Raw genomic sequence first — 24,916 nt, 5'->3', positions numbered from 1 at the left:
CCCCCTGCCGTCACGCCGCGTGGCCCAACGGTATGCCGCGCGTGGCCGGACGGGTCAACACGGACGGGAGCAGCAAATCGGTGTTGGATGAAGGGCGGAGCCGGACAAGGGCGGTCTGCCCCCGCGTCATGCAACCAAAGTCTGATGGTTCAGACGACCTTGCTGGTGTCGCGGCCGGCGCCGATCAGGATCAGCATGGCCACCAGGAACAGGTACATCCAGGCGTCGCGCCATTCGACCGGGAAATAGCCGGCCCACAGTGATTCGGCCATGCCGAAGGCGGCCGCGCCCAGGGCTGCCCGTGGCGGCGAGAGATAGCCGCCGACCGCCGTCACGAACAGGATCTTCAGGCCGTAGACGAGGCCGGAACCGAAGCTGACATTGCCATAGTAGAGGCTGGCCATGACACCGGCCAGGGCGGCGCAGAAGCCACCGAGCAGCACTGCATGCCGGAACACGCGGCGCACGTCGACGCCGCACAGCGCTGCGGCTCGTGGGTCGTCGGAGACAGCGCGCCAGGATCGGCCGAAGTTCGAGCGGGCAAACCCCCGGGTGGCGAGTGCGACTGCCGCCAGCACCACCGCGCAGTCGAGCACCTGGATCAGTGTCAGCGTCGCTTTGAAGCCGGCGCCTTCAGCGAAGACGATGGGCTGGGCAAGCATTGGCGGCAGCCACAGATCATGGGTATCGGCCGCGATGCGGCTTGATTCCGACAGGACGATCAGGATGCCCAGCGTTGTCACCACGATGGCATTGGGCGTGCGGTCGGCCAACGGTTCGAAGACGCTGCGCGACAGGACATGGCTGATCAGCGCGGCATAGAGGAATGCCGCGACGACGCCGAACAGCACCGACGCCAACAGCGTCAGCCACAGCACCTGGTAGCCGAAGGCGACGCTCAGGATCATGACCTGGCCGCAGAAGGCGAACAGAGCGCCATAGGCCAGGTTGGTGCGGTGCAGGATGCCGTTGGTCAGCACGTAGCCGAAGGCGAGCAACGCATAGAGCGCGCCCGAATGCAGCCCGTTCAGCACCTGCTGGAAGAAGTAGAGCATGCAAAACCCCAGGAGCATGTCGATCAAAACAGCGCGGCGGCTTTGGGACAACGACATGCGCAAGACAAAGGCTGCGGTGACCGCGCCCATGTGAAGGTTTGCATTGCTGAATCTAACTTGTCAAATGCGATTTATCGGTTAGATTTCTGCCATGACGGTATCCTGGACCCCACACCGCTTCACCGGCGGTATACTTGCGCTCGACACGGCCAACACCGTCGTGCTGCGCGGCGATCCGGAGAAGACATTCGACCGCTTCGATGATCCGGCTGAGATTGCCCGCTTCGCCGATGCGGCCACCGGCTTTCGCGCCGCCGAGCTTGGAGACAGGCCGCTTACGGTATCCTCGCCTACGGCAATCGCGCCCGTCGTGCTGTCGATCCGCGAGACGACCGACCGGCTGTTTCGCGGCGCGGTGTCGAAAGGTGCGGTCGCCACCGCTGACCTGCCCGAGTTCCTGCGCGCCTGCGCCGAGGGCCTGGCCGGCAGCCGGACCGAGATCGGCGCGGCGGGAAGGCCGTTCGGCGATCCCCTGACACCGATCGCCTTCGAGGTGGCGCTGGCGGTTTCGGCCCTGTCGCTGCTGCGCGACGACACCGTCACAAGACTCAGGATCTGTCCCAACTGCACCTGGTTGTTCGTCGACAGAAGCCGTAATTCCAGCCGCCTTTGGTGCGACATGGCGGTGTGCGGCAACCGTCAGAAGGCAAGTCGTCACTATCGCCGCCGCCGCTTGGCGGCCAATGAGGTCAAAGATGCTTAAAAGGTTTTCCCGTTCGATCGTTGTCGGCGCCGCATTGATTGCTGCCGCTGCGCTCGGCGCCTGCCGCGACACCGGCAAGGAAAGCGAAGGCAGGCTGTTCGAAATCTCCGGCAAGATCTTCGTCTTCAACTATCGTCTCGCCAGGGCAACCTATGTCGTGACATTGCGGCCCCTGCAGCCGATGGGAGAGGGCCAGGTCGCGGTCGCCAGCTTCCAGGATCCCGCTGGCGGCGCGCCGCTGGTGGTCGAGCAGAAGGTCTGGCCGAAGCTCGACAAAGTGACCCTGGAAAGCCCGGCGCTGACCTGCGTCGTCAAGAACAAGCCTTATGCGATCGCCATCAGCATCAAGGGCTCCGACGGTGCGGTCCTGCAGAAGATCGACACCACATTGATGTCGACGGAGGATCAGTCGGTGCTGCCCGACCGGCCGCTGGTCATCGACCAGCTCTATACGGCCAATCCCGATCTGGTCGGCCATCCCGACGGCAAGCTGCCGGATGAGCCGAAGCCGGATTGCTCGAAAGCCATCTAGCGCAGCGGCAACTGCTGAAATTTTCGTGCGTCGGGCGACGTCCGCGGGTCGGTTTCGTACCGATTCGGGATGGCGGCGGACTGTTCGTTTCGCGTTGCCTGGCACCTGCGATTTTGTTTGACCTGCCTTGCAAGGGGAGAAAGGATGCGTCATCCGACTCCGACGTTGGCTGCCTGCCCCCGCGCTGCCTCCGCAGAGGAAATGCCTGATGACGCTGCATGATGTCGCGCTCGACGACAAGTTCGACCTTGGGAAGGAGCGCATCTTCCTGTCCGGCGCGCAGGCGGTCATCCGCATGCTCCTGATGCAGCGCGAGCGCGACCGCCGTGCTGGCCTGAACACGGCCGGCTTCGTCTCCGGCTATCGCGGCTCGCCGCTTGGCGGCCTCGACATGCAGCTGTGGAAGGCAAAGAAGCAGCTTGCCGGGGCCGACATCGTCTTCCAGCCCGGCCTCAACGAGGAGCTTGCCGCCACCGCCTGCTGGGGATCGCAACAGACGGAACTGCTGGGCGAGGGTACCCATGACGGTGTCTTTTCTGTCTGGTACGGCAAGGGTCCGGGCGTCGATCGTTCAGGCGACGTGTTCCGCCACGCCAATCTCGCCGGCTCGTCGAAGCATGGCGGCGTCCTTGCGCTCATGGGCGACGACCATATGGCCGAATCCTCGACCAACGCACATGCCACCGAATTCCTGTTCGTGGACACCATGGTGCCGATCCTCAATCCGGCCGGTGTCCAGGAGATCATCGACTACGGCCTCTACGGGTTTGCCATGTCGCGTTTCGCCGGCACCTGGGCGGCGATCAAATGCGTCAAGGACAACATCGAATCGACGGCCTCGGTCGATGCCTCGCTCGAACGGCTCAACATCGTCGTGCCGGAGTTCGACATGCCGCCGGGCGGCCTCAACATCCGCCACGAGATCGACATGCTCGGCCAGGAGGAGCGGCTGCATGAGTACAAGCGTGCCGCGGCCTCCGCCTTCATCCATGCCAACGGGCTGAACCACATCGTCTATTCCGGCGGCCGCAGCCCGAAGCTCGGCATCATCACCCTGGGCAAGAGCTATCTCGATGTCCGCCAGGCGCTGGAGGATATCGGCATCGACGAGGCCGCCGCCAACCGCATCGGCGTGCGGCTGTTCAAGGTCGGCTGCCCCTGGCCGCTCGACCTGCATCACATCGCCGACTTTGCCCATGGCCTCGACACCATCGTCGTCGTCGAGGAGAAGCGCTCGCTGATCGAGGTGCAGCTGCGCGAAAGCCTCTACGGCACCGCCATGCAGCCGGTCATCGTCGGCAAGAAGGACGAGCGCGGCGACTGGCTATTCCCGGCCAAGGGCGCGCTCGACCCCAACGAGATCGCCATTGCCCTTGGCGAGAGGATCGTCAAAACCATCGGCCCGTCGGAAGAAATCTCGGCGCGGGTGGGCAAGCTGCGCCAGTTCCAGGCGATGCTGGCGGACGCCACCGATATCGGCTCGCGCACGCCCTTCTTCTGTTCGGGCTGCCCGCACAATTCCTCGACCAAGGTTCCGGATGGCTCGATCGCCGCCGCCGGCATTGGCTGCCATTTCATGGCGCTTTGGATGGACCGCAACACGCTGGGCTTCACGGCTATGGGCGGCGAAGGCGCGCAATGGGTCGGCCAGGCGCCGTTCTCGAAGCGCGGCCACATCTTCCAGAATCTCGGCGACGGCACCTATAACCACTCCGGCACGCTGGCGATCCGCTTCGCCCTGTCGAGCGAAGCCAACATCACCTACAAGATCCTCTACAACGATGCGGTGGCGATGACCGGCGGCCAGCCGCATGAGGGCGGCCTGACGGTGGACATGATTGCCAGGCAGGTGCGGGCCGAGGGTGTCGACCGCATCGCTATCGTCACCGACGAGCCAGACAAATATGCCGGCAAGGCCGAATTCCCGGCCGGCGCCACCATCCATCACCGCGACGACCTCGATCTCGTCCAGCGCGAGCTGCGCGACGTCAAGGGCGTCTCGGTCCTGCTCTACGACCAGACCTGTGCCGCCGAAAAACGCCGGCGTCGCAAGCGCGGCACCTTTCCCGATCCCGACAAGCGCGTCTTCATCAACGAACTGGTCTGCGAAGGCTGCGGCGATTGCGGCGTGCAGTCGAACTGCGTCTCCATCCAGCCGGTCGAGACCGAATTCGGCCGCAAGCGCAAGATCGATCAGTCGAGCTGCAACAAGGATTTCTCCTGCGTCAACGGCTTTTGCCCGTCCTTCGTCACCGTGCACGGCGCCAAGATCCGCAAGGCTGAAGGCCTGGCCGGCAAGACCGATCCGCTCGATGGCGTGCCGACGCCTGCCGAATTCCCGCTGGGCACTGAGGGTTGGGCGGCGATCATCGACGGTGTCGGCGGCACTGGCGTCGTCACCGTCGGCGCCGTGCTCGGCATGGCGGCCCATCTCGAGGACAAGGGCTGCGGCATGATCGACATGGCCGGCCTCGCCCAGAAGGGCGGCTCGGTGTTCACCCATGTCCGCATTGCCCGCACGCCGGACGACATCCATGCCATCCGTGTTTCGGCGGGGAAGGCCGATCTCGTGCTTGGCTGCGATCTTGTCGTCTCGGGCGCCAAGAAGGTGCTGACGGCGGTGCGCGAGGGCCACACCATCTTCCTCGCCAACACCGCCGAGATCATGCCCGGCGAGTTTGCCCGCTCAGCGGATTTCTCGTTGCCGATCGAACGCCTGAAGAAGGCGATCCGCACCGCCGCCGGCGACGACAAGACGCATTTCTTCGACGCCACCCGCACCGCCACCGCGCTGTTCGGCAATTCGCTCGGCGCCAACATGTTCATGCTCGGCTTTGCGTTCCAGCATGGCGGTCTGCCATTGTCGGCGGAAGCCGTTGAAAAAGCTATCGAATTGAACGGCGAAGCGGTGGCGATGAACATCGCCGCCTTCCGTTGGGGCCGCCGTGCGGCGCACCAGCCGGATTTCGTGCGCGGCCTCGTCGCCCAGCCGGGCAAGGCGGGACAAACCGCCCCGGTCGCGCAGACGCTGGACGAAATCATTGCCCGCCGTGTCGCCTTCCTGACCGCTTACCAGAACGCCGCCTACGGCAAGCGCTATGCCGACCGGCTGGCGCTGCTGCGCGCCGCGGAAGCCAAGGCCGTGCCCGGCTCGACCGCCGTGACCGAGGCGGCGGCCAGGAACCTGTTCAAGCTGATGGCGATCAAGGACGAATACGAGGTGGCGCGGCTCTACACCGATGGCTCTTTCGCCGCCGAGCTGGGCAAGCAGTTTCAGAGCTACGAGAAACTCGAATTCCATCTCGCTCCACCGATCATGGGGCGTCGCGGCAATGACGGAAGCCCCCGGAAATCAAGCTTCGGCCCCTGGATGATGAAGGGTTTTCGCCTGCTGGCGGCGCTGAAGGGCTTGCGCGGCACTGCTTTCGATCTGTTCGGCTACACTGCCGAACGGCGCAGGGAACGTCAGCTTTTGGCACAATATGAGGCGGATCTTGAGCTCGTCGCCAAGTCGCTGGCGCCTGATAAGGCCGATGCGGCGGTCGCTCTCGTCTCTGTCCCCGCCCTCATTCGCGGCTATGGACATGTCCGGCAGGCCAGTGCCGAAAAGGCAGCTGGCGAACGCTCCCGGTTGCTCCAGCGCCTCGCAAACGCACCGGCGGGGCCGGCACTTCAGGCCGCCGAGTGAAGGCCTTGTTTACCTGAAGCTTGATTTCCCGGCCTGTCCTGCCTTTGCGCGCCTTCGGCAACCGAGCTGAAACCACTGTTCTAAGCCTTTCTTAAGGCGGATGTGGGATGACGAGGCCTAGCGTTGGGCCGACGACATGGGCAGAACAAAGACCGAAAACATCCCGGCGGATGTTTACATCCAGTTTGTGCGGTCGTTGTTCGACAACGCCCACATGCTGGTGATTGGCGGCGTCTGCTACTGGATCCTCGGATTCATGATCTACTTCCGCACGCACAATCCATTGTTCCTGGCTTTCTCCTTTACTCTGCTGTCCATCAGCCTTTTCCGCTACTTCGGCATTCGTGACTTCCGAAAAGCGGGCGGTGTAATAGCCAATGTCCAAGAGGCGCAACGGTGGGAGCGCAACTACATCCTCAAGGGCAGCCTGCAGGGCCTCGGGTTGGGCGCGCTGTGCTTCATATCGATCTATGTCTATCCCGATCCCTTTGCCGAGCTGGCCGCGACGTCGCTGGCCATCGCAACCTTGGTGACCGTTGTTGGCCGGAACTACGGGTCTCCGCTCATGGTGCGGATCTTTTCCGTGACCTTCATTGGTCCGGCAGCACTTGCACTCCTGCTGCGCATGGATGTCCCTTCGGTCGTTCTGGGCTTGATGATCATCCCGCTGACATTCATCACCATCAACAGCGCGGACCACGTCCGCAACGTGCTTTTCTCGGCGGTCATCGGCCACAAGGAAGCGAGGAAGCTGGCGCACAGGTTCGATCGCGCCCTCAACACCATGTCGCACGGCCTTGTCATGCTCGGCCCCAACGGCCGCGTGGCGGTCGCCAATGCCGAAGCTGCCCATCTGATGTCGCTCAAGTCCGGGGATGCGCTGCTCGGACGATCGATCCACGGTCTTTTGATGCGTGGTGTCGCCGGCGGCATGCTGGCGCCGAAGGATTGCCGCTATATCGAGGCCCAGCTGACACGCGCCCTGCGCGAGGGCCGCGACCGCAAGGTGCTGGTTTCCCTCGCCAACGGCCAGCACTATGAATTCTCGGCCCGCGAAGGCAGCCAGGAACTGGGGGTCATCACCTTCGAGGACGTGACGGCGCGCGTCGAGGCGGAAGACAAGATCCGCTTCATGGCGCGCTACGACAATCTCACCGGCCTGCCCAATCGCGCCTATTTCCATGAGCTAGTCGGCGAGGCGATGGCGTCCGGAGACCGCGACCGTCTCTGCGGCCTTGCCGTGCTCGACCTCGATGATTTCAAGAGCGTCAACGACACGCTCGGGCATCCGATCGGCGACGGATTGATCTACGCGGTTGCCGAGCGTCTCGCCTCTGTTGCGGGGCAAGGCATCACTGTCAGCCGTTTCGGCGGCGACGAATTCATGGTCTTCTTCGACCGCATCGAGGATGAAAGCCATCTGACCACGCAGATCGACGAGATCTTTGCGGCATTGCAGGGCGAGGTGGACGTCGCCGGCCATGGGCTGCGCATCCAGGCCAGCGGCGGCGCGGTATTGGCACGGGTCAACGACAGCGATGTCGACGCCATGATCGTCAAGGCGGATCTGGCGCTTTACAAGGCCAAGGAGCTTGGCAAGAACGGCTGGCGGCTGTTCGAGGCGGCAATGGACGCGGCGTTCCGCAACCGCCAGCTGATGAAGGCGGATCTGCGCAGCGCGGTGGAAAGCAAGAGCCTGCGGGTCGTCTATCAGCCCATCGTGTCGATGAGCACCATGCGCATCGCCAGCTGCGAGGCGCTGTGCCGCTGGGATCATCCCGATCTCGGGCCGATTTCGCCCGGCATCTTCATTCCGCTCGCCGAGGAAATGGGCATCATCTCCGAGATCAGCACCTTCGTGTTGCAGGCAGCCTGCACCGAATGCGCCAAATGGCCGGATCAGACCAGTGTCTCGGTCAACCTCTCGGCCAAGGATTTCCGCAACCGCGACGTCATCCAGAAGGTTCGTGATGCGCTGGCCAGTTCCGGTCTCGCCGCCGGTCGACTGGAGATCGAGGTCACTGAAACCGCGCTGCTCGACGACAAGTCGCTGACGCGGCAGTACATCGAGGAACTGAAGCAGATTGGCGTTCGCATCGCGCTTGACGATTTCGGCACCGGCTATTCGAGCCTGAGCTATCTGCACAAGCTGCCGCTCGACAAGATCAAGATCGACCGCTCGTTCCTGATAGATGTCACCCAGAACCCGCGTTCGTTGGAACTGCTTAAGGGCATCGTCAACCTGTCGCGGCCACTGGGACTTTCCGTGACCGTAGAAGGCGTCGAGACCTTCGAGCAGCTCAAGATCCTGGCCTTGCAGGTCAAGCCCGATCTCGTGCAAGGCTTCCTGTTCGGCGCCGCGCTCAGTGCATCGGGTATCGAAACGATGTCGAATGTCACCTGGCCATTCGCCGCCGACCTGCGTCCCACCGGCAAACGGACAGCCCAATTGGTGCCGTGATTTCAGCACTGTCAGGCGCGCGCGCCAAGATGATCCTCAGCCCAATGTAGCCTAGCCCACGCACCTGTCTGTTGATGGAGGTGCCATGTCCCGGAGGCTATGATCCCCATCCTTCTCCGGCGCATTGCTCACCAGGGGCATTCTCAGATGGGCGCTTCGCCGTTAAGGTTAATAGAAGGTAAATCAACAACCTCTAAGTTTCTGCTTGTGTCTCATTTTGACTCGAATAGCCTATCCGCAGGCGGAATTTCGAGGACAGATAATGGATGCTGCAAGGGCTGCAACGAATGCGTCTGGCGTGGTCAGGGCAGCCGGGGATTCGGTGCTGAACCGATCGATGATGCAGCTTCTGGAGCATGTCGATTATCGCCTCATTACCGGAGGCGAGGATTTGGAGGCGATTTACCGGCTTCGCTATAAATCCTATCTGCGTTCAGGCATGTGTGGCCCAATCGCCAGCGGGATGTTCGAGGATCGCTGGGACAACCTACCCAATTCCTACCGGTTCGGTGTCTATTTCTACGGCGAATTGGTCAGCACGATCCGCTTCCACTACATTTCCGCCGAGCACCCGAATTCGCCCTCCGTCGATGCCTATCCGGAAATATTGCTCGAGCGACTTGCCCGCGGAGAAACCTTTATCGACGGAACCCGGTTTGCAACCGATCCAGACAGCGCGCCGGCGCCCGGAGTGCTGCCGTTCCTGACACTCAGGCTTGCCATGGTGGCCTCGCTCTATTTTGGCCAGAACTCGGTGCTGACGCCGGTCAAGGTCGAGCATTCCAATTTTTATTCACGTTATTTCAATGCTGTACAGCGGACCGAGGCTAAGGAATTTCCGGGCGTTCTTACCCGGATCGCCCTGTTCGAAATCCCTGCCGGCGAAAATATGCACCAGACACTCGAACGGTTCCCATTCTTCAGGTCGACGCCGACGGAGCAGCGGCTGATGTTTGCCAATCCGGCCATCAACCGACTGACGCCCTTGTCCATCGTGCCGACAGCGAAATATTATCGCGCCGCCGCGTAGGCGCCCCTATTTTTGCAAGGCGTCTGGAGCCTTCCGGCCAGATCCGCGTTCTGATGATTGCGGTGCGTTCGCTCCGCGTCTTCATTTCGACGGATCTGCCAAAAGGAACTCGACATGCATATTTCCCAGCTAGCGCTGACGCCGCTTATCTCGCTGATCGCCGGCGTGCTGATCCTCATCATGCCACGGCTTCTGAACTACATCGTCGCGCTCTATCTGATCGTCGTTGGACTGCTCGGGCTCTTCCCGCATCTTGCCGGCTGAAGCCGGCGCAATTCCAGGAAAAGTGTGAAGCGGTTCTCCCGGGAAAAGCGCGTAGCGCTTTGCGTCAGTACCAACTGTCAGCCGGCGAAGAAGCGCAGCGCCGCGGCGACGATCGCCTCCGGCGCGTCTTCCTGCATCAGATGGCCGGAGCCTGGAATGAGTGTCAAGCCGCAATTCGGCAGCATGGCCGCGAGCTTTTGGCCGCTTTGCGGTGGTATCCAGCGGTCTTCCTCCCCCCACAGCAACGCGACGGGGCAGCGGAATTTGCCGTAGAGCGGTTCGACCTCGTCGGTAAAACGCTGATCCATCTGGGCGATCTGCCGATAGAAAGCCGGCTGGCCAACAGGCCCGGTCCATGGCGCGACATGGGGTTCCATATCGCTGTCCGACAAAGGCCTCGCTGCGGCGCCCGAGATATAGGCTTTCAGAATCGCAACCTGCATGTAGTCCGGCAGGCCGGCGAAGGCGGCCTCATGCTGACGGACATGCTGGACAAAGGGCGAGCCCCACGGCCGCACCGCCACGGGGTCGATCAGCAGCAGCCTGTCATAGTCGCAACCGTCCATCAGATGTGCGCGCAACGCCGTGGCGCCGCCGAAATCATGAGCGATGATCTTGGGCCGGTCGAGTTTCCAGAAGGCCAGCATCGCCGCCAGCGCCTTGTTCTGGATACCCAGCGAAACGTCCTGGCCTTCCCGCTTGCCGGATAGCCCATATCCGGGAAGATCGTAGAAATACAGCGTATGGTCGCGCGCCAGTTCCGGTGCGACGCGATGCCAGACATGCGAGGAGAACGGCGTACCGTGCACGAGCACGATCGGCGGGCCTGAGCCGGCGGACCCCCACGCAATGGTCGTGCCGTTCCAGTCAAATGTCTGTGTGGGTATGATCATGGCGCTTCACCAACCGGCTGTTCGTCCGGCGACGATAATCCAGCAGGATGTCGTCCAGAACCGCCAAATTCTCACAGCAGCTTCAACCGAACTCACGCAGGATGCCGGGTGATCGCACCGCCAACAGGCTGGGGATCGGCCGGCAGTTTCAATTTTCCCTTGAGGCAGTTGTCGGCCCCAATGCGGCAATAGCGCCATTGCTCTCGGCCCGGCTTTTCGGTATGTGCCTGAAAGATGTCTTCGAAGGGGTATTCCTATGGCTGATCACTCGCCGACCGGTCCTGTCGAACTGGGCGCGAAGATGGACTATGCCGAGCATGACCGCACCTATGCGGGCTTTCTCGCGCTGGCCAAATACGGATCGCTTTTCTGCGGCGCGTTGCTCATCGCGATGGCTTTCGGCTTCTTTGCCGCCGGTTTCTTCTCGGCGACCATCCTGTTCGTCCTGATACTGGCCGTCGGCGCTTTCATTCTGCGATAGACCTTCCAAAACCCCGTTGCCATCGACGGTGCCGGATATTCCGGCCGACACTTTGCGCAAACAGGTTCCAGCCGAAAGGATCATGCGGTGGGACAGACGGTTTTCATCCCTCGTGAGCTCGATGCGAACGAGCCGCGCGTCGCGGCCTCGCCCGATACGGTCAAGCGGCTGGCGGGGCTGGGCCTCGACGTGATTGTCGAAACCAGTGCCGGCACAAGGTCGCGCATCCCGGACGAAGAGTTCGCCAAGGCAGGTGCTGCCATCGGCAAGGCTTCCGATGTCGTCAGGGCCGATGTCGTCCTGAAGGTACGCCGGCCAACGGACGCCGAACTGAAAAGCTACAAATCCGGCGCTGCCGTGATCGCCATCATGGATCCCTACGGCAACGACGCTGCCGTCGCGGCCCTGGCCAAGGCTGGGGTGACGGCCTTCTCGATGGAGTTCATGCCGCGCATCACCCGAGCGCAATCGATGGACGTCTTGTCCTCGCAGGCCAACCTCGCCGGCTACCAGGCGGTGATCGATGGCGCTTCGGAGTATGATCGCGCGCTGCCGATGATGATGACTGCGGCGGGCACCGTGCCGGCGGCGAAGGTCTTCATCATGGGCGTCGGCGTCGCCGGCCTGCAGGCGATCGCGACGGCGCGCCGCCTTGGCGCGGTCGTCACCGCCACCGACGTGCGCCCCGCCGCCAAGGAACAGGTCGCCTCGCTCGGCGCGAAATTCCTGGCCGTCGAGGATGACGAGTTCAAGGCCGCCGAGACAGCCGGCGGCTACGCCAAGGAAATGTCGAAGGAATACCAGGCTAAGCAGGCAGCACTGACCGCCGAGCACATCGCCAAGCAGGACATCGTCATCACCACGGCGCTGATCCCCGGCCGGCCGGCGCCGAAGCTGGTCTCGGCGGCGATGGTCGCCTCGATGAAGCCGGGCTCGGTGCTCGTCGACCTCGCGGTCGAGCGCGGCGGCAATGTCGAAGGCGCTGAAGCCGGCAAGATCGTCACCACGGCCAACAACGTCAAGATCGTCGGCCACCTCAATGTGCCCGGCCGCGTCGCCGCATCTGCCTCGCTGCTCTATGCCAGGAACCTGTTCGCCTTCCTCGAGACGCTGGTCGACAAGACCACCAAGACGCTCGCCATCAACCGCGATGACGATCTGGTCAAGGCGACGATGCTGACCGATGGCGGCCGTGTCGTTCATCCCGCCTTCGCCAAGGCCGATCAGCAGCCGCATGTCGAACCCGCGGCGATCCCGGCCACGACGATGGTCGCCGATGCTTCGGACGCGCCGAAAAAGTCCGCGCCTAGGAAGACCGCCGCATCCAAGTCGCCCGCGTCCAAGTCGAAAGGCACAGCGTGATGGATCAGACCCTGCAGAAAGCCCTCGATCAGCTCGACCAGGCAAGCGCTGCCGTCAGGCTTGCGGTGCAGAACCTGGCAAATGCTCCAGGCGGTGCCGAAGCGGCCGGTGATGCCGCGCACGCGCTCTCCGGCGGCGCCATCGATCCCTTCGTCTTCCGTTTCGCCATCTTCATCCTGGCGATCTTCGTCGGCTACTACGTCGTCTGGTCGGTGACGCCGGCACTGCACACGCCGCTGATGGCCGTCACCAACGCCATCTCCTCCGTTATCGTCGTTGGCGCGCTGCTCGCGGTCGGCATCGCGGCTTCCGGTGTCGCCGCAGGCTTCGGCTTCGTGGCGCTGATGCTGGTTTCCGTCAACATCTTCGGTGGCTTCCTGGTCACCCAGCGCATGCTGGCCATGTACAAGAAGAAGGACAAGTAGAGCGCCATGAACGCCAACTTCGCGTCCTTCCTCTATCTGGTTTCCGGCGTCCTGTTCATCATGGCGCTGCGCGGCCTGTCGCATCCGACCACCAGCCGCCAGGGCAATATGTACGGCATGATCGGCATGGGTATCGCCATCGCCACCACGCTGGCGCTGGCGATTCCGCTTGTCCCGTCGGCCGGCCGCTATGGCCTGATCGTGCTAGGCCTCGCCATCGGCGGTAGCGTCGGCGCCGTCACCGCGCGCCGCATCGCCATGACCTCGATGCCGCAACTGGTTGCTGCCTTCCACAGCCTCGTCGGCCTCGCCGCCGTCATGGTGGCTGCCGCGGCCATCTACGCGCCGGAGAGTTTTGGCATCGGCACCGCGGGCGACATCCATGCCCAGGCGCTGATCGAGATGAGCCTTGGCGTCGCCATCGGCGCCATCACCTTCACCGGCTCGGTCATCGCCTTCCTCAAGCTCGACGGCCGCATGTCGGGCGAGCCGATCATGATCGGCGGCCGCCACCTCATCAACGCAGCCCTCGGCGTAGCACTCATCGTGCTGATCGTGCTGCTGGTCGGCACGGAATCGAAGCTGGTGTTCTGGCTGATCGTCGCCGCCTCGTTGGTGCTCGGCATCCTCTTGATCATCCCGATCGGCGGCGCCGACATGCCGGTCGTCGTCTCGATGCTCAACTCCTACTCGGGCTGGGCAGCGGCTGCCCTCGGCTTCACGCTCGGCAATCTGGCGCTGATCATCACCGGCGCGCTGGTCGGCTCGTCCGGCGCGATCCTGTCCTACATCATGTGCAAGGGCATGAACCGCAGCTTCATCTCGGTCATTCTCGGCGGCTTCGGTGGCGAGACCGCAGCAGCTGCCGATGACGGCATCGAGCGCACGGTCAAGCAGGGCTCGGCCGACGACGCCGCCTACCTGATGATGAACGCGCAGAAGGTCATCATCGTGCCGGGGTACGGCATGGCGGTTGCCCAGGCGCAGCACGCGCTGCGCGAAATGGCCGACAAGCTCAAGGCCAACGGCGTCGACGTCAAATACGCCATCCATCCGGTCGCCGGCCGCATGCCCGGCCATATGAACGTGCTGCTGGCCGAAGCCAACGTGCCCTATGACGAAGTGTTCGAGCTCGAAGACATCAACTCGGAGTTCGCGCAGGCCGATGTCGCCTATGTCATCGGCGCCAACGACGTCACCAACCCTTCGGCCCGTGATGACAAGTCGTCGCCGATCTATGGCATGCCGATCCTTGATGTCGACAAGGCGCGCACCTGCCTGTTCGTCAAGCGCTCGCTCGGCTCCGGCTATGCCGGCATCGACAACACGCTGTTCTACAAGGACGGCACCATGATGCTGCTCGGCGATGCCAAGAAGATGACCGAGGAAATCGTCAAGGCCATGGATCACTGAGCCAGCTGATAGTCCCGATATCCGAATAGCAAAGAGCCCGGTCTCTCGAAACCGGGCTCTTTCATTTTGGCGCGTGCGTTTAGCGGTTGGTCAGGAAAACCGCTTCCTCTTCGTCGCGCTGCCTGCCGCCGAGAGCGGCCGCGGCACTGGCGATGAAAGCGCCGATGACCAGCGACAAGGCGCCAAGCAGGGCAAAGGTCGCGCTGCCCTTCCTGGCGGTGTCGGCGGCCTGCTTGGCCTTGACCTTGGCGTCTTCGACCTTGGCAACCAGGGCATCGACACGCGCCTTGGCGTCGGCTTCGGACAGGCCGGTGCGGGCGGCAACCAGTTGCGACAGGTAGGTCTTGTCGTCGGCCGAAATCTCGCCCGCCGCCGCAGTGGCGACCAGGATGCGTGAGGCTTGGCCAACCGCGGCGGCATTACCGTCCGGACCAGCCGCCGCGAGCTTGCTCGGATCGGCCGGACGGAACAGCGAATCCACCAGATAGGAGGTCGCATTGTCGGTCGATGCGCCGCCGGCATTGGCGGAGGCTCCGGCCGACGCACCCATGGCGGCACCCGACGCTACGGTGGAGACAGCCTGCAGGCCTGTACCAAGCGCTGCGGAAAGCGCTGAACCCAGGACGCCGACGACGAGCAGTGTGGCCAGCGCCCAGGCAAGGAAGCCATGAGCGGTGTCACGGAAATACACTTCGTCAGTGTGGATGCCGACCCATTTGGTGCGCAGGCGTCCGGCAAGGTAGCCGCCGACGCCGGAGGACAGCCATTGCACGATGACCAGCCAGATCGCGGTGGGCACCGCGAAGGTGGTGATCGACGCGCCGGACCCCGACCATGGCGAGACCATGCTGAGCCCAAGCCCTGAGCCGAGCAGCATCAGGATAAAGGTCAAGGTAGAGGCCGCGAAGGCGCCAGCGATGATCGGCCCCCAGCTGACGGCTGTGGCGGATGATTCTTCTGAAGCGGACAGGTCGATAGCCGATACGGTGGGCTGCATCAACGCCCCCTATCGTACGAAAAGCATGATGAGGATGATGATCGGAATCGGAATACCGAGCAACCAGAGCAAAATGCCACGTCCCATGAAGGCCTCCTGTGAGAAATTGTGATCGATGCTGTCACAATGTCGTCGGAGGACTTCCGTTCCGGAGCGTTTTGAAATGATTTTGTTTGCTGGCGATGGAACAATTCGGAGCGCCGGTTCGCTCCAATGTCTCAAGCGATCATGTTGTTGTGATTTGACCCATAGGTCGAGTCGGGCAAAAGCGGAAATCCAGGCGTCGTCCCTGCCTTTGACTCACAAGTCTCGCTGGATCCGACCCGTCAGCCCTACGAATTTTCTTCGAAGTGCCTTGCCGAGCAGGAAGACAATGACTCCAAGGAAATTCCAGAAGAAGCAGAAAGCAAGAGTCCGGCGGATTTCGGCCCCAGCCGGCGGCTCGCGCTCAGCAATTTTCGCCGGCCTGGTCTTGCTCTCTGGTCTGTTCACCGGAGCCTTGACCCCGGCGGCTACAGCCGGTCCGACGATTGGCGCGACATCGGTCAGTCCAGTTGCTGAAGACCTCGCGCATTCCCCCGTGGGCTTCGAAGCCGTTCGCATTCCCAATGGCGGCGAACCACCGCTGGCCGCCGGCATCTGGTACCCGACTTCAGCCGAGCCGCGCGATGTGCCGCTGGAATTCTTCAAGCAGCGCGTCGCGCCTTCCGGCCCGGTAAAAGGCCGTGCACTGCCGCTTATCGTGATTTCGCATGGCGGCGGAGGATCCTATGCGGGTCACTATGATTTAGCGATCGCGTTGGCGAGAGCCGGGTTCATCGTCGCCGCGGTCAGCCATGCCGGCGACACCTACGACGACCAGAGCAAGGTGCTGATGCTATGGCGCCGGCCCGCCCAGCTGAGCCGGCTGATCGATTTTATGCTGAAGGACTGGCAAGGACATGCTGACATCGATCCGCAGCGCATCGGCGCCTTCGGATTTTCGAATGGCGGCTTCACCGTGCTCGTCGAAGCGGGCGGAATACCCGATCTCGGCAGGATCGACCCATACTGCGCGGCAAATCCCCAGCATGATCTTTGCACCACGCTGGCGAAAGCGGGGGTCCATTCCGTCGCACAAGCGCCCCAGCCGCCGCCGGAGGCGTGGAAGCCTGATCGGCGAATCCGCGCTATTGCAGCTGCCGCGCCCGCGTTCGGCTTTACATTTGACCGTGCCGGCCTCGCTACGGTTCAAATCCCGGTGCTTCTATGGCGCGCGGCCAACGACCGGCATCAACCCGACCCCTGGTACGAAGAACACCTTCGTTCGGCGCTGCCCCGACCGCCGGAATATCATGTCGAGCCGCTGGCGGGCCACTATGCGTTCCTGCCGCCTTGCAGCACTCGCCTGCGCGCCATTGCGCCCATGGCTTGCGTTGACGCACCCGGCTTCGACCGGGCCGCGTTTCATCAGCGCCTCAACGCCGCCCTGGCAAGCTTCTTCGAAGCATCGCTACTGCCTTAAGGCGCGTCGCGTCGAAACGGCTTCAGAAGACGTGCTTTAAGCCTTGTTTTTATGCTTGTCGTTCGCCCAAAAACCGTTGTGCAGTTTTGGGCGACAAGCATCAAATATCCAGATTGGCGACGGACAGCGCATTGTCCTGGATGAATTCGCGCCGTGGCTCCACCTCGTCGCCCATCAGCCGCGAGAACAGGCTGTCGGCATCGGTCGCATCGTTGACCTTGACCTGCAGCAGCGACCGCACATTCGGGTCGAGCGTGGTTTCCCAGAGCTGTTCGGCATTCATCTCGCCGAGACCCTTGTAGCGCTGCATGGTCAGCCCCTTGCGGCCGGTCGCAAAGACGGCGTTGAGCAGCGCCAGCGGTCCCGAAACGACTTCTGAGACATCCTTGCGGCGCAGCACCGGCGGCGCCCCGTAGACCTCGGTGAGGCGCTGTGCGTAGCGGTCGAGCTGGCGGGCGTCAGCCGAATTGATCAGCCCCATGTCGAGATGGGCGTATTCCTTGACGCTGCGCACGGTGCGCTCGAAGACATAGCCGCCGCTGCCGTCATTCGAGGTCGACATGCGGCCGGTCCAGCCGCGCTCGGTGTCCTCGGCGATGATGTCGAGGCGTTGCGCAATCCGCTCCGCCATCGCGTTGGCGCCGCCAAGGTCGTTGAAGACATCGGGGTTGAGCCCGCCGGCGATCGCGGCTTGTTCGACCACGCCCCTGTTGTAGCGTGTGTGCAGGCCGTTGATGAGCTGGCGCACAGCCAGCGCGTCTTCGACGGCACCGCGCAGGTCCTGTCCGATCCGGACTTCGCCTGAACCCAGCGTAAGCGAGGCTTCCTCCAGCCCGGAATCGATCAGGAACTCCTCGAAGGCGCTCTCATTCTTGATGTATTGCGAGCTCTTGCCGCGCGTCACTTTGTAGAGCGGCGGCTGGGCGATATAGAGATGCCCGCGTTCGATCAGCTCCGGCATCTGCCGGAAGAAGAAGGTGAGCAGCAGGGTTCTGATATGGGCGCCGTCGACGTCGGCGTCGGTCATCAGGATGATCTTGTGGTAGCGCAGCTTGTCGGCGTTGAATTCGTCCTTGCCGATCGAGGTGCCGAGCGCGGTGATCAGCGTGCCGATCATGTCGGAGCCGAGCATGCGGTCGAAGCGGGCGCGCTCGACATTGAGGATCTTGCCGCGCAGCGGCAAAATGGCCTGGTTCTGCCGCGAACGGCCGCCCTTGGCCGAGCCGCCGGCCGAGTCACCCTCGACGATGAAGATTTCGGATTTCGCCGGATCGCGCTCCTGGCAGTCAGCCAGCTTGCCCGGCAGCGAGGTGACGCCGAGCGAGCTCTTGCGGGTGATGTCGCGCGCCTTGCGCGCCGCTTCACGCGCCGCCGCGGCCTGGATCACCTTGTCGATGACCACCTTGCCCTCGGTCGGATGCTCCTCCAGCCAGGTGCCCAGCGCCTCATTGACCAGCCCTTCGACCACCGGACGGACTTCCGATGAAACCAGCTTGTCCTTGGTCTGCGAGGAGAATTTCGGGTCGGGAACCTTGACCGACAGCACGGCCGTCAGGCCTTCGCGGCAATCGTCGCCGATCAGCGAGACCTTTTCCTTCTTGGTCAGGCCCGAGGACTCGCCATAGCCGGTGATCTGGCGCGTCAGCGCGCCACGGAAGCCGGCCAGATGGGTACCGCCATCGCGCTGCGGGATGTTGTTGGTGAAGGCCAGCACGTTCTCGTGGTAGCTGTCGTTCCACCACATCGCCACTTCGACGGTGATGCCGTCGCGCTCCGCCTTGATGGCGATCGGTTTCTCGATCAGCGGTTTCTTGACCCGGTCGAGATATTTGACGAACTCTTCGAGGCCGCCATCATAGTGCAGCTCATGGCGCACGATGTCGGCGTGGCGGGCGTCGGTCAGAATGATGCGGACGCCGGAATTGAGGAAGGCGAGCTCGCGCAGCCGGTGCTCCAGCGTGCCGAAGTCGAACTCGACCATGGTGAAGGTCTCGGACGACGGAAAGAAGGTGATCTGGCTGCCGCTGCGGCCCTCATAGGTGCCTGGCTGCTTGTCCTGTTCGTAGCTGCCCGTCGCCTTCAACGGCGCATCGGCGTTGCCGTGCGTGAAGCTCATCTCGAAGATCTGGCCGTTGCGGCGAATCTTGAGCTTCAGCCATGCCGAAAGGGCGTTGACCACCGAGACCCCGACGCCGTGCAGGCCGCCCGACACCTTGTAGGAGTTCTGGTCGAATTTGCCGCCGGCATGCAGCTGCGTCATGATCACTTCGGCCGCCGAAATGCCTTCGCCGGTGTGGATATCGGTCGGAATGCCACGGCCATTGTCGATCACCGTCACCGAACCATCGGGGTTGAGCGTCACGGTGACGAGGTCGGCGTGACCGGCCAAGGCCTCGTCGATGGCGTTGTCGACCACCTCATAAACCATGTGATGCAGGCCCGAACCGTCGTCGGTGTCGCCGATATACATGCCGGGGCGTTTGCGGACAGCGTCCAACCCCTTCAAAACCTTGATGGAATCGGCGCCGTATTCGGCTTCGGCGCCGTTGGTGTTCTCGGTCTGGTCGCTCATGAAAACCTGTTGTCTAGATGCCGTTTGTACTGCGCGAAAAATCGGCCCCGAATCGCGCGTCTGATATCGGCTAGATATAGGCGCTAAAGGCGGTTTTTCCAAGGTTTGCAGGCATTTCCGGGTCGAATCCCGGGCTGGCAGCCGGCTATTTTTTTCGGGCGCCGAGTTTGGCGAGAAGGCCGCGCAAATATTTGATCGTGGATTTGTCTCTAGGCGCCAGCCGACCCGTGCGGTCGAGCTCCAGCGTCAGGTTCAGCGCCTTGGTCAGCACCGCCTTCGGATCCTTGGCCACATACGCATAGTTGATGTAGGCCTGGACCAGATCAAATTGCCAGATCGCATTGTCCGGATCGGACTGGGCCAGTTTCTGGCGGATGCCGAGGCTGGCTTCGAAGGCCTTCTTGGAGCCCTCGAAATGGCGCTGCTTGGTCTCCAGCATGCCGATTTCCGACAGGGTGATCGACAGGTCGCGTTGCCAGTCGGAATTACCTGGGTCGAGCTTCGCCAGCCGGTCGGCAATGGCAAGGCTGTCCTGGTAGTTTTGCAGCGCGCCACTGACATCGCCCTGGGCATCAAGCACACCAGCAACTTTTTCCAGACAGACCGAGAGGTCGCGCTGCCATTCGGTGTTGCCGGGGTCATCAGCGGCAAAGTCACGCGCGACAGTCAGCGCTTGCTGATAGGAAGTCAGCGCTGCCGGCCAGTTCTCCTGGTCGTTGAGCGCGTTGCCGATCTTGGCGTAGCTGATCGACAGGTCGCGCTTCAAGTCGGTGTCGTTAGGGTCACGGCGCACCATTTCTTCGGCGATCGTCTGGCTCTTGGTGTAGGCCACGAGCGCACCGGCGGGGTCGCCGCGCAGGCGCAAGACGTCACCGATCCTGTCGTGGCTGACAGAGACAGCACGCTGACGCTCAGGGTCATCGGGTTTGTCATCGGCCAGCACCAGCCGAATTCTCAGGCTCTCTTCAAAGGCCGTCTGGGCGCCGTCCAACTGGCCGGCGGTCCGGGCAAGGTCGCCGATTTCGTCATAGGTTATGGTCAGGTCGCGCAGCAGATAGGCGCTGTTCGGTTCGGCATCGGCCAATTTCTGCTTGATCGACAGGCTTTGCTGATAGGCCTGGGCCGCCGCACCCACATCGCCTTGTGTCGCCAGCACGTTGCCGATCTTGTCATTGGCCATGGCAAGGTCGCCCAGCCAATCTTTCTTGTCCGGCACGCTTGCAGTCAAATCCTGCAGCATGTCCCTTGCCGCCTCATAATTTTCCAGGGAGGTTGGCAGGTCGCCTTGCACTATTTTTATGTTGGCGAGCTTGATATGGCTGATAGCGAGATCGCGCTTGACGCTGGGGTCGGTTTCCTGACGCGACCGCTGCTCGAGATTGGCCAACAGGGCGGCGAAGGCGCGGCCGGCCGCCTCGACATTGCCGACCGTCGTATAGAGAATCCCGAGTTCCTCCAGCGTGCGGCTCTGGCGGTCGGCCTGTTCCAGATTCAGCGAGGTCTGCCCGGCCTCGCCATACAGCACCAGCACCGATTCATAGTCACCAATGGCGGTGGCGTAGTCGAGGTCGGCGCGCGCCGCACCGCCGGAGAGGAAGCGCGTCGCGGCCTCGGACAGGGTCCGGCTGACGAAATTGACCTTCAGCGCCTGACGCGAAACATTGTCGATGTCGGCGGCCTTGGCGAGGATGGCGCGGGCGCCATCGAAGGCGCCGAGCGAAAGCTGCTCTTCGGCCTGCCGGCGCAGCTCTGTCACCTGCGGATCATCGGAGGCGAGCGTCTTCATTTCACTGCGCACCTTGACGAAGGCGTCGGCCGCCTCGCGCAGCCGGGCATTCAGGCTGTCGGCAGAGAGATGGCTGGTGTCGGTGCCAATCAGCGCGCCATAGAGCGGCGCCAGCGGCATGTCGGCGTCGCTGGCGATCTGTTCGACCTCGCCGCGCATTTCCGGCGTCACATCGGCCATGGCCAGCAGCAGTCGTTCGCGCTCCGGCAATTGCTCCTTGGCCGCAGCGGCAAAGAACAGTTTCGGCAGGCCGCTCTCGACATAGGGCAGCTGCTTGCCGCGGGAGAGGTCGTAGACCTCCTGCTGCACCAGTGTCAGCACCGAGCGGATTTCCAGCCCATCGGTGCCGAGATATTTGGTGAGCGCCGTCGTGAAAGGCGAGTTGTCGCCGGTGCCGTCGGCGGCCGTCTCGCCGGGTGCGGCCGAGAAAGCAAACAGGATGTTTTCCGCCCGCCCAATGCGGCCGAGGCCCGGCTTGACCTTGTCGGCGACATCCTTGGCCAGGGAGGTTGCACCGCGCCCGTCGCTGCTGCTTCCCGAGAACGGATCGCTGCGGCACGCATCGAGCACGATCAGCCCGACCTTGGCGGTGGCGGCCACCGCAGCGCGCACTTCTTCCAGCGGCAGGCTGGTCTTGTCCAGCGCGTCGAGCGAGCACGCGTCGGCGTCGACCGGCAGCAACCGGTTGTCGCCCGAGATTTCGACGCCATGGCCGGAGAAATACACCAAGGCCACGTCGGCGCCTTTGGCATCCTCGCGAAAATCGTCGAGCGCGCGCCGCATGCGCCGCAGATCCCGGTTGGTTTCGAGAACAACCTCGAAGCCGAGCTTCTTCAGCGCCGCTTCCATCGCCTCGCCGTCATGGATGGGATTGGCGAGTGGCCGCACCAGCCGGTAGTCATCCTCTGCCATGACCAATGCCATGCGCCGTTCCGCCACAGCAGTGGCGGTCGTTGACAAGAACAGCAGCAAGGCAAACAGCAAGCGCAAGTCGAACCGCCCCCGGCTCAGTCGTTTGCCGACAATTCCACCTCTTTATGGCGCGAGCAAGCCAGGCCGAAAACCGACTCTTTCAGGCAACGGTGCCCATCAGGGTTTCCGGTGCTGGCTTCGTCATTTGGCCGGGGCGTCGAGCAGCTTGAGCCGCTTGCTCAATTCCTCCGGAATCCAGGCGTCCGCGGGCGAGAGGACGCCTGCCTGCCGCATCTCGGACGCGATTTTCAGGGCTTCGGTCAAATTCGAACGGGCATCGAGGCCCATTTCGGCCATTTTGAGATGGTCGATGATCATATCGCGCAGCCACATCGCATTGTCCGGATCTATGGCAGCGAAGTGCTCGGAAATGTCGAGCGACTGCTGGTACAACTGGGTGGCGAGATCCTTGTTGTTGCCCCATTTTGCCAGGAGATCGGCGATCTTGCCGCAATTGACCGCCAGATCGCGTTGCCAGAGGCTGTTGGTGGCGTCATTTCCGGTGAGGGTAAGAGAGGCATCGAATGCCGATTTGTAGGCGGCCAGCGCCGCTTCCGGCTCGCCATTCGCCAGATACGCGTCGCCCAGCTTGCCGTAGTTGATTTCGAGATCCCGCAGCCATCGCGTGTTGCTCTGGTCGGCCTTCACCAGCGATTCCCAGATGTGGTTGGCTTTGTTGAATGCGGCCAGCGCCTCTGCTTTTGCCTGCAGCATGAACTGCGCGTCGCCGATGCTGTCATGAAGGATCGCGAGATCCCGCTGGCCCTCGAGATTTTCAGGATCGGCGTTGGCCAGTGCGGAACTCACGGCCAGACCCGCCTGATAGGAAACGATGGCGTTCTTGTAGTCGCCCAATATCTGCAAGCTGTCGCCGATCTTGGTGTAAGAGACGCACAGATCGCGCTGCCAGGAGAGATTGGCTGGATCCAGCTCCGTCAACTTGCGCCATATGGCAAAGCCCGAACTGAAGGCGTCGAGCGCCCGGCTGTAATCGCCCTCCATGATCAACACGTCGCCGATCGAATCGTGGGCCACGCCGAGCCGGCGCTGCCAGACGATGTTGTCGGGCTCGAGCCCGGCCACCCGTTTGGAAATCTCCAGCGCCTTCTGGTAATAGGGCATCGCGTCCTTGAGATTGCCCTGTGAGCGCAAGACGTAGCCGATGCGGTCGTAGGCAAAGGAAAGATCGCTCTGCCATTCGAGTTCGGTCGGGGCCGCTGCAGCCACCTTCTCGGCGATATCAGCCGATGCCTGGTAATCGGCAAGGCCATCGGCGAGCTTGCCTTGGGCAACGGCGGTATCGCCCATCTTGTCCAGACTGAGCGAAACATCCCGTTGCCAGAAAATATTTTTCGGATCGGTGCCGGAGCGCCTTGTTGATGTTTCGTTCCATTCCTTGTAGGCCCTGCCGGCCTCATCCAGCCTGCCCAGCGTCGTGTAGACATCGCCGAGCCGGGCAAGCGTGAGAAGCTGCTGCAGCCGATCGTCAGCTGGAATGTCCTCGCCATTGACCTCGCGATAGAGCGCTGTCGCCTTCTCATAGCCATCCGCGGCCAGCTGGTACCGGAGCAGAGCGCTTGCCGCGCCGCCTTCCAGTGAATGGGTTGCCGCTTCCGAAAGCGTGCGCTCCACATAATTGGCCTTCAGCCGCTGGCGCGAATCCTTGTCTATTGCCGCTGCCTCGGCGAGCTTGGCGCGAGCCGCATCAAAAGCACCGAGCGAAAGCTGCCGTTCCGCTTCCTGCCGCAACTGCGTCACCTCCGGGTCACCTGAGGCCAGCGTGGTCATTTCCCGCTGCACCTTGACGAAGGCATCCGCGGCTTCCCTGAGCTTGGCGGAGCGTTGCTCGGGGCCGAGCGAGGCAAGATCCTTCGACAGCAGCGCGCCATAGAGCGGCGCAAGCGGCATGTCGGCGTCGCTGGCGATCTGCTCGACCTCGCCACGCATTTCCGGCGTCACGTCGGCCATGGCCAGCAGCAGCCGTTCGCGCTCCGGCAGCTGCTCCTTGGCGGCAGCAGCAAAGAACAGTTTCGGCAGGCCGCTCTCGACATAGGGCAGCTGCTTGCCGCGGGAGAGGTCGTAGACCTCCTGCTGCACCAGTGTCAGCACCGAGCGGATTTCCAGCCCGTCGGTGCCGAGATATTTGGTCAGCGCCGTCGTGAAAGGCGAGTTGTCGCCGGTGCCGTCGGCGGCCGTCTCGCCGGGTGCTGCCGAGAAAGCAAACAGGATGTTTTCCGCCCGCCCAATGCGGCCGAGGCCCGGCTTGACCTTGTCGGCGACATCCTTGGCCAGGGAGGTTGCACCGCGCCCGTCGCTGCTGCTTCCCGAGAACGGATCACTGCGGCACGCATCGAGCACGATCAGCCCGACCTTGGCGGTGGCGGCCACCGCAGCGCGCACGCTCTTCCAGCGGCAGGCTGGTCTTGTCCAGCGCGTCGAGCGAGGACGCGTCGGCGTCGACCGGCAGCAACCGGTTGTCGCCCGAGATTTCGACGCCATGGCCGGAGAAATAGACCAGGGCCACGTCGGCGCCTTTGGCATCTTCGCGAAAATCGTCGAGCGCGCGCCGCATGCGCCGCAGATCCCGGTTGGTTTCGAGAACAACCTCGAAGCCGAGCTTCTTCAGCGCCGCTTCCATCGCCTCGCCGTCATGGATGGGATTGGCGAGTGGCCGCACCAGCCGGTAGTCATCCTCTGCCATGACCAATGCCATGCGCC

The 24,916-nt window shown here is 62.9% G+C and carries 18 protein-coding genes; 11 read left to right on the top strand and 7 right to left on the bottom strand.

Going from position 1 to position 24,916, the window contains the following annotated elements:
- Positions 1–149: 149 nt before the first annotated feature.
- Entirely contained in the window at positions 150–1,055 is a 906-nt protein-coding gene (locus AC1D05_RS14090; RefSeq protein WP_477441335.1) for a branched-chain amino acid ABC transporter permease, read from the bottom strand.
- Between the two features lie 151 nt (positions 1,056–1,206).
- Here AC1D05_RS14090 and AC1D05_RS14085 point away from each other — a divergent pair, with 151 nt between their 5' ends.
- The 6 genes from AC1D05_RS14085 to AC1D05_RS14060 all read left to right on the top strand — a co-directional run bounded on the left by AC1D05_RS14085 (position 1,207) and on the right by AC1D05_RS14060 (position 9,793).
- Positions 1,207–1,818, top strand: coding sequence for a CGNR zinc finger domain-containing protein (locus tag AC1D05_RS14085; protein WP_477441334.1), 612 nt, complete (start codon positions 1,207–1,209; stop codon positions 1,816–1,818).
- A complete protein-coding gene (locus AC1D05_RS14080; RefSeq protein WP_172220569.1) occupies positions 1,811–2,350 on the top strand; it encodes a hypothetical protein in 540 nt (179 codons plus the stop codon). Before AC1D05_RS14085 ends, AC1D05_RS14080 begins: the two co-directional genes overlap by 8 nt.
- Before the next feature lie 208 nt (positions 2,351–2,558).
- Positions 2,559–6,038 carry an indolepyruvate ferredoxin oxidoreductase family protein gene (locus AC1D05_RS14075; RefSeq protein WP_477441332.1) on the top strand — a complete coding sequence of 1,160 codons (3,480 nt, stop codon included), beginning with the start codon at positions 2,559–2,561 and terminating at the stop codon, positions 6,036–6,038.
- 136 nt (positions 6,039–6,174) lie between these two features.
- Positions 6,175–8,499, top strand: coding sequence for a putative bifunctional diguanylate cyclase/phosphodiesterase (locus AC1D05_RS14070; protein WP_477441330.1), 2,325 nt, complete (start codon positions 6,175–6,177; stop codon positions 8,497–8,499).
- Positions 8,500–8,761: 262 nt separating this feature from the next.
- Positions 8,762–9,529: an N-acyl amino acid synthase FeeM domain-containing protein gene (locus AC1D05_RS14065; protein WP_477441328.1), complete on the top strand. Its 768-nt coding sequence runs from the start codon at positions 8,762–8,764 to the stop codon at positions 9,527–9,529.
- Positions 9,530–9,643: 114 nt separating this feature from the next.
- On the top strand, positions 9,644–9,793 hold the full coding sequence (locus AC1D05_RS14060) for a DUF3096 domain-containing protein (protein ID WP_019862764.1): 150 nt from the start codon (positions 9,644–9,646) through the stop codon (positions 9,791–9,793).
- A 77-nt stretch (positions 9,794–9,870) separates the two neighbouring features.
- Here AC1D05_RS14060 and AC1D05_RS14055 read toward each other — a convergent pair whose 3' ends face one another.
- Positions 9,871–10,686, bottom strand: a complete 816-nt coding sequence (locus AC1D05_RS14055; protein WP_477441327.1) for an alpha/beta fold hydrolase — start codon at positions 10,684–10,686, stop codon at positions 9,871–9,873.
- A gap of 256 nt (positions 10,687–10,942) precedes the next feature.
- Between AC1D05_RS14055 and AC1D05_RS14050 the strand changes: the two genes are divergently transcribed.
- The 4 genes from AC1D05_RS14050 to AC1D05_RS14035 all read left to right on the top strand — a co-directional run bounded on the left by AC1D05_RS14050 (position 10,943) and on the right by AC1D05_RS14035 (position 14,367).
- Positions 10,943–11,167 carry an aa3-type cytochrome c oxidase subunit IV gene (locus tag AC1D05_RS14050; RefSeq protein WP_258587862.1) on the top strand — a complete coding sequence of 75 codons (225 nt, stop codon included), beginning with the start codon at positions 10,943–10,945 and terminating at the stop codon, positions 11,165–11,167.
- Positions 11,168–11,254: 87 nt separating this feature from the next.
- A complete protein-coding gene (locus AC1D05_RS14045; protein WP_477441325.1) occupies positions 11,255–12,529 on the top strand; it encodes a Re/Si-specific NAD(P)(+) transhydrogenase subunit alpha in 1,275 nt (424 codons plus the stop codon).
- Positions 12,529–12,954 (top strand): NAD(P) transhydrogenase subunit alpha part 2, encoded by a 426-nt coding sequence (locus tag AC1D05_RS14040; protein ID WP_015314277.1) that lies wholly within the window; start codon positions 12,529–12,531, stop codon positions 12,952–12,954. Before AC1D05_RS14045 ends, AC1D05_RS14040 begins: the two co-directional genes overlap by 1 nt.
- Positions 12,955–12,960: 6 nt before the next feature.
- Positions 12,961–14,367, top strand: a complete 1,407-nt coding sequence (locus tag AC1D05_RS14035; protein ID WP_477441323.1) for an NAD(P)(+) transhydrogenase (Re/Si-specific) subunit beta — start codon at positions 12,961–12,963, stop codon at positions 14,365–14,367.
- Positions 14,368–14,446: 79 nt separating this feature from the next.
- On the opposite strand, the gene AC1D05_RS14030 is transcribed toward AC1D05_RS14035, so the two are convergent.
- The gene (locus tag AC1D05_RS14030; protein ID WP_477441321.1) at positions 14,447–15,364 is read right to left on the bottom strand and encodes a hypothetical protein; all 918 of its coding nucleotides are present in this window, start codon (positions 15,362–15,364) and stop codon (positions 14,447–14,449) included.
- A gap of 163 nt (positions 15,365–15,527) precedes the next feature.
- Here AC1D05_RS14030 and AC1D05_RS14025 point away from each other — a divergent pair, with 163 nt between their 5' ends.
- Positions 15,528–16,868: an alpha/beta hydrolase family protein gene (locus tag AC1D05_RS14025; protein ID WP_477441319.1), complete on the top strand. Its 1,341-nt coding sequence runs from the start codon at positions 15,528–15,530 to the stop codon at positions 16,866–16,868.
- A 100-nt stretch (positions 16,869–16,968) separates the two neighbouring features.
- On the opposite strand, the gene gyrB is transcribed toward AC1D05_RS14025, so the two are convergent.
- The 4 genes from gyrB to AC1D05_RS14005 all read right to left on the bottom strand — a co-directional run bounded on the left by gyrB (position 16,969) and on the right by AC1D05_RS14005 (position 24,911).
- Positions 16,969–19,440 carry a DNA topoisomerase (ATP-hydrolyzing) subunit B gene (gene gyrB, locus AC1D05_RS14020; RefSeq protein WP_477441318.1) on the bottom strand — a complete coding sequence of 824 codons (2,472 nt, stop codon included), beginning with the start codon at positions 19,438–19,440 and terminating at the stop codon, positions 16,969–16,971.
- Between the two features lie 145 nt (positions 19,441–19,585).
- A complete protein-coding gene (locus AC1D05_RS14015; RefSeq protein WP_477441317.1) occupies positions 19,586–22,150 on the bottom strand; it encodes a caspase family protein in 2,565 nt (854 codons plus the stop codon).
- Between the two features lie 189 nt (positions 22,151–22,339).
- Positions 22,340–24,598 (bottom strand): caspase family protein, encoded by a 2,259-nt coding sequence (locus AC1D05_RS14010; protein ID WP_477441315.1) that lies wholly within the window; start codon positions 24,596–24,598, stop codon positions 22,340–22,342.
- The gene (locus AC1D05_RS14005; RefSeq protein WP_477441313.1) at positions 24,534–24,911 is read right to left on the bottom strand and encodes a caspase family protein; all 378 of its coding nucleotides are present in this window, start codon (positions 24,909–24,911) and stop codon (positions 24,534–24,536) included. Before AC1D05_RS14005 ends, AC1D05_RS14010 begins: the two co-directional genes overlap by 65 nt.
- Positions 24,912–24,916: the final 5 nt, after the last annotated feature.

This window comes from Mesorhizobium sp. P2_E9, assembly GCF_056403815.1.
This window is presented reverse-complemented; position numbering and strand designations above follow the sequence as displayed.

Excerpts from the sequence above, each read along its gene's own strand:
- AC1D05_RS14090 (WP_477441335.1), bottom strand. The coding sequence starts at position 1,055 with ATGCTCTACTTCTTCCAGCAGGTGCTGAACGGGCTGCATTCGGGCGCG.
- AC1D05_RS14085 (WP_477441334.1), top strand. The coding sequence starts at position 1,207 with ATGACGGTATCCTGGACCCCACACCGCTTCACCGGCGGTATACTTGCG.
- AC1D05_RS14080 (WP_172220569.1), top strand. The coding sequence starts at position 1,811 with ATGCTTAAAAGGTTTTCCCGTTCGATCGTTGTCGGCGCCGCATTGATT.
- AC1D05_RS14075 (WP_477441332.1), top strand. The coding sequence starts at position 2,559 with ATGACGCTGCATGATGTCGCGCTCGACGACAAGTTCGACCTTGGGAAG.
- AC1D05_RS14070 (WP_477441330.1), top strand. The coding sequence starts at position 6,175 with ATGGGCAGAACAAAGACCGAAAACATCCCGGCGGATGTTTACATCCAG.
- AC1D05_RS14065 (WP_477441328.1), top strand. The coding sequence starts at position 8,762 with ATGGATGCTGCAAGGGCTGCAACGAATGCGTCTGGCGTGGTCAGGGCA.
- AC1D05_RS14060 (WP_019862764.1), top strand. The coding sequence starts at position 9,644 with ATGCATATTTCCCAGCTAGCGCTGACGCCGCTTATCTCGCTGATCGCC.
- AC1D05_RS14055 (WP_477441327.1), bottom strand. The coding sequence starts at position 10,686 with ATGATCATACCCACACAGACATTTGACTGGAACGGCACGACCATTGCG.
- AC1D05_RS14050 (WP_258587862.1), top strand. The coding sequence starts at position 10,943 with ATGGCTGATCACTCGCCGACCGGTCCTGTCGAACTGGGCGCGAAGATG.
- AC1D05_RS14040 (WP_015314277.1), top strand. The coding sequence starts at position 12,529 with ATGGATCAGACCCTGCAGAAAGCCCTCGATCAGCTCGACCAGGCAAGC.
- AC1D05_RS14035 (WP_477441323.1), top strand. The coding sequence starts at position 12,961 with ATGAACGCCAACTTCGCGTCCTTCCTCTATCTGGTTTCCGGCGTCCTG.
- AC1D05_RS14030 (WP_477441321.1), bottom strand. The coding sequence starts at position 15,364 with ATGCAGCCCACCGTATCGGCTATCGACCTGTCCGCTTCAGAAGAATCA.
- AC1D05_RS14025 (WP_477441319.1), top strand. The coding sequence starts at position 15,528 with ATGATTTTGTTTGCTGGCGATGGAACAATTCGGAGCGCCGGTTCGCTC.
- gyrB (WP_477441318.1), bottom strand. The coding sequence starts at position 19,440 with ATGAGCGACCAGACCGAGAACACCAACGGCGCCGAAGCCGAATACGGC.
- AC1D05_RS14015 (WP_477441317.1), bottom strand. The coding sequence starts at position 22,150 with ATGGCATTGGTCATGGCAGAGGATGACTACCGGCTGGTGCGGCCACTC.
- AC1D05_RS14005 (WP_477441313.1), bottom strand. The coding sequence starts at position 24,911 with ATGGCATTGGTCATGGCAGAGGATGACTACCGGCTGGTGCGGCCACTC.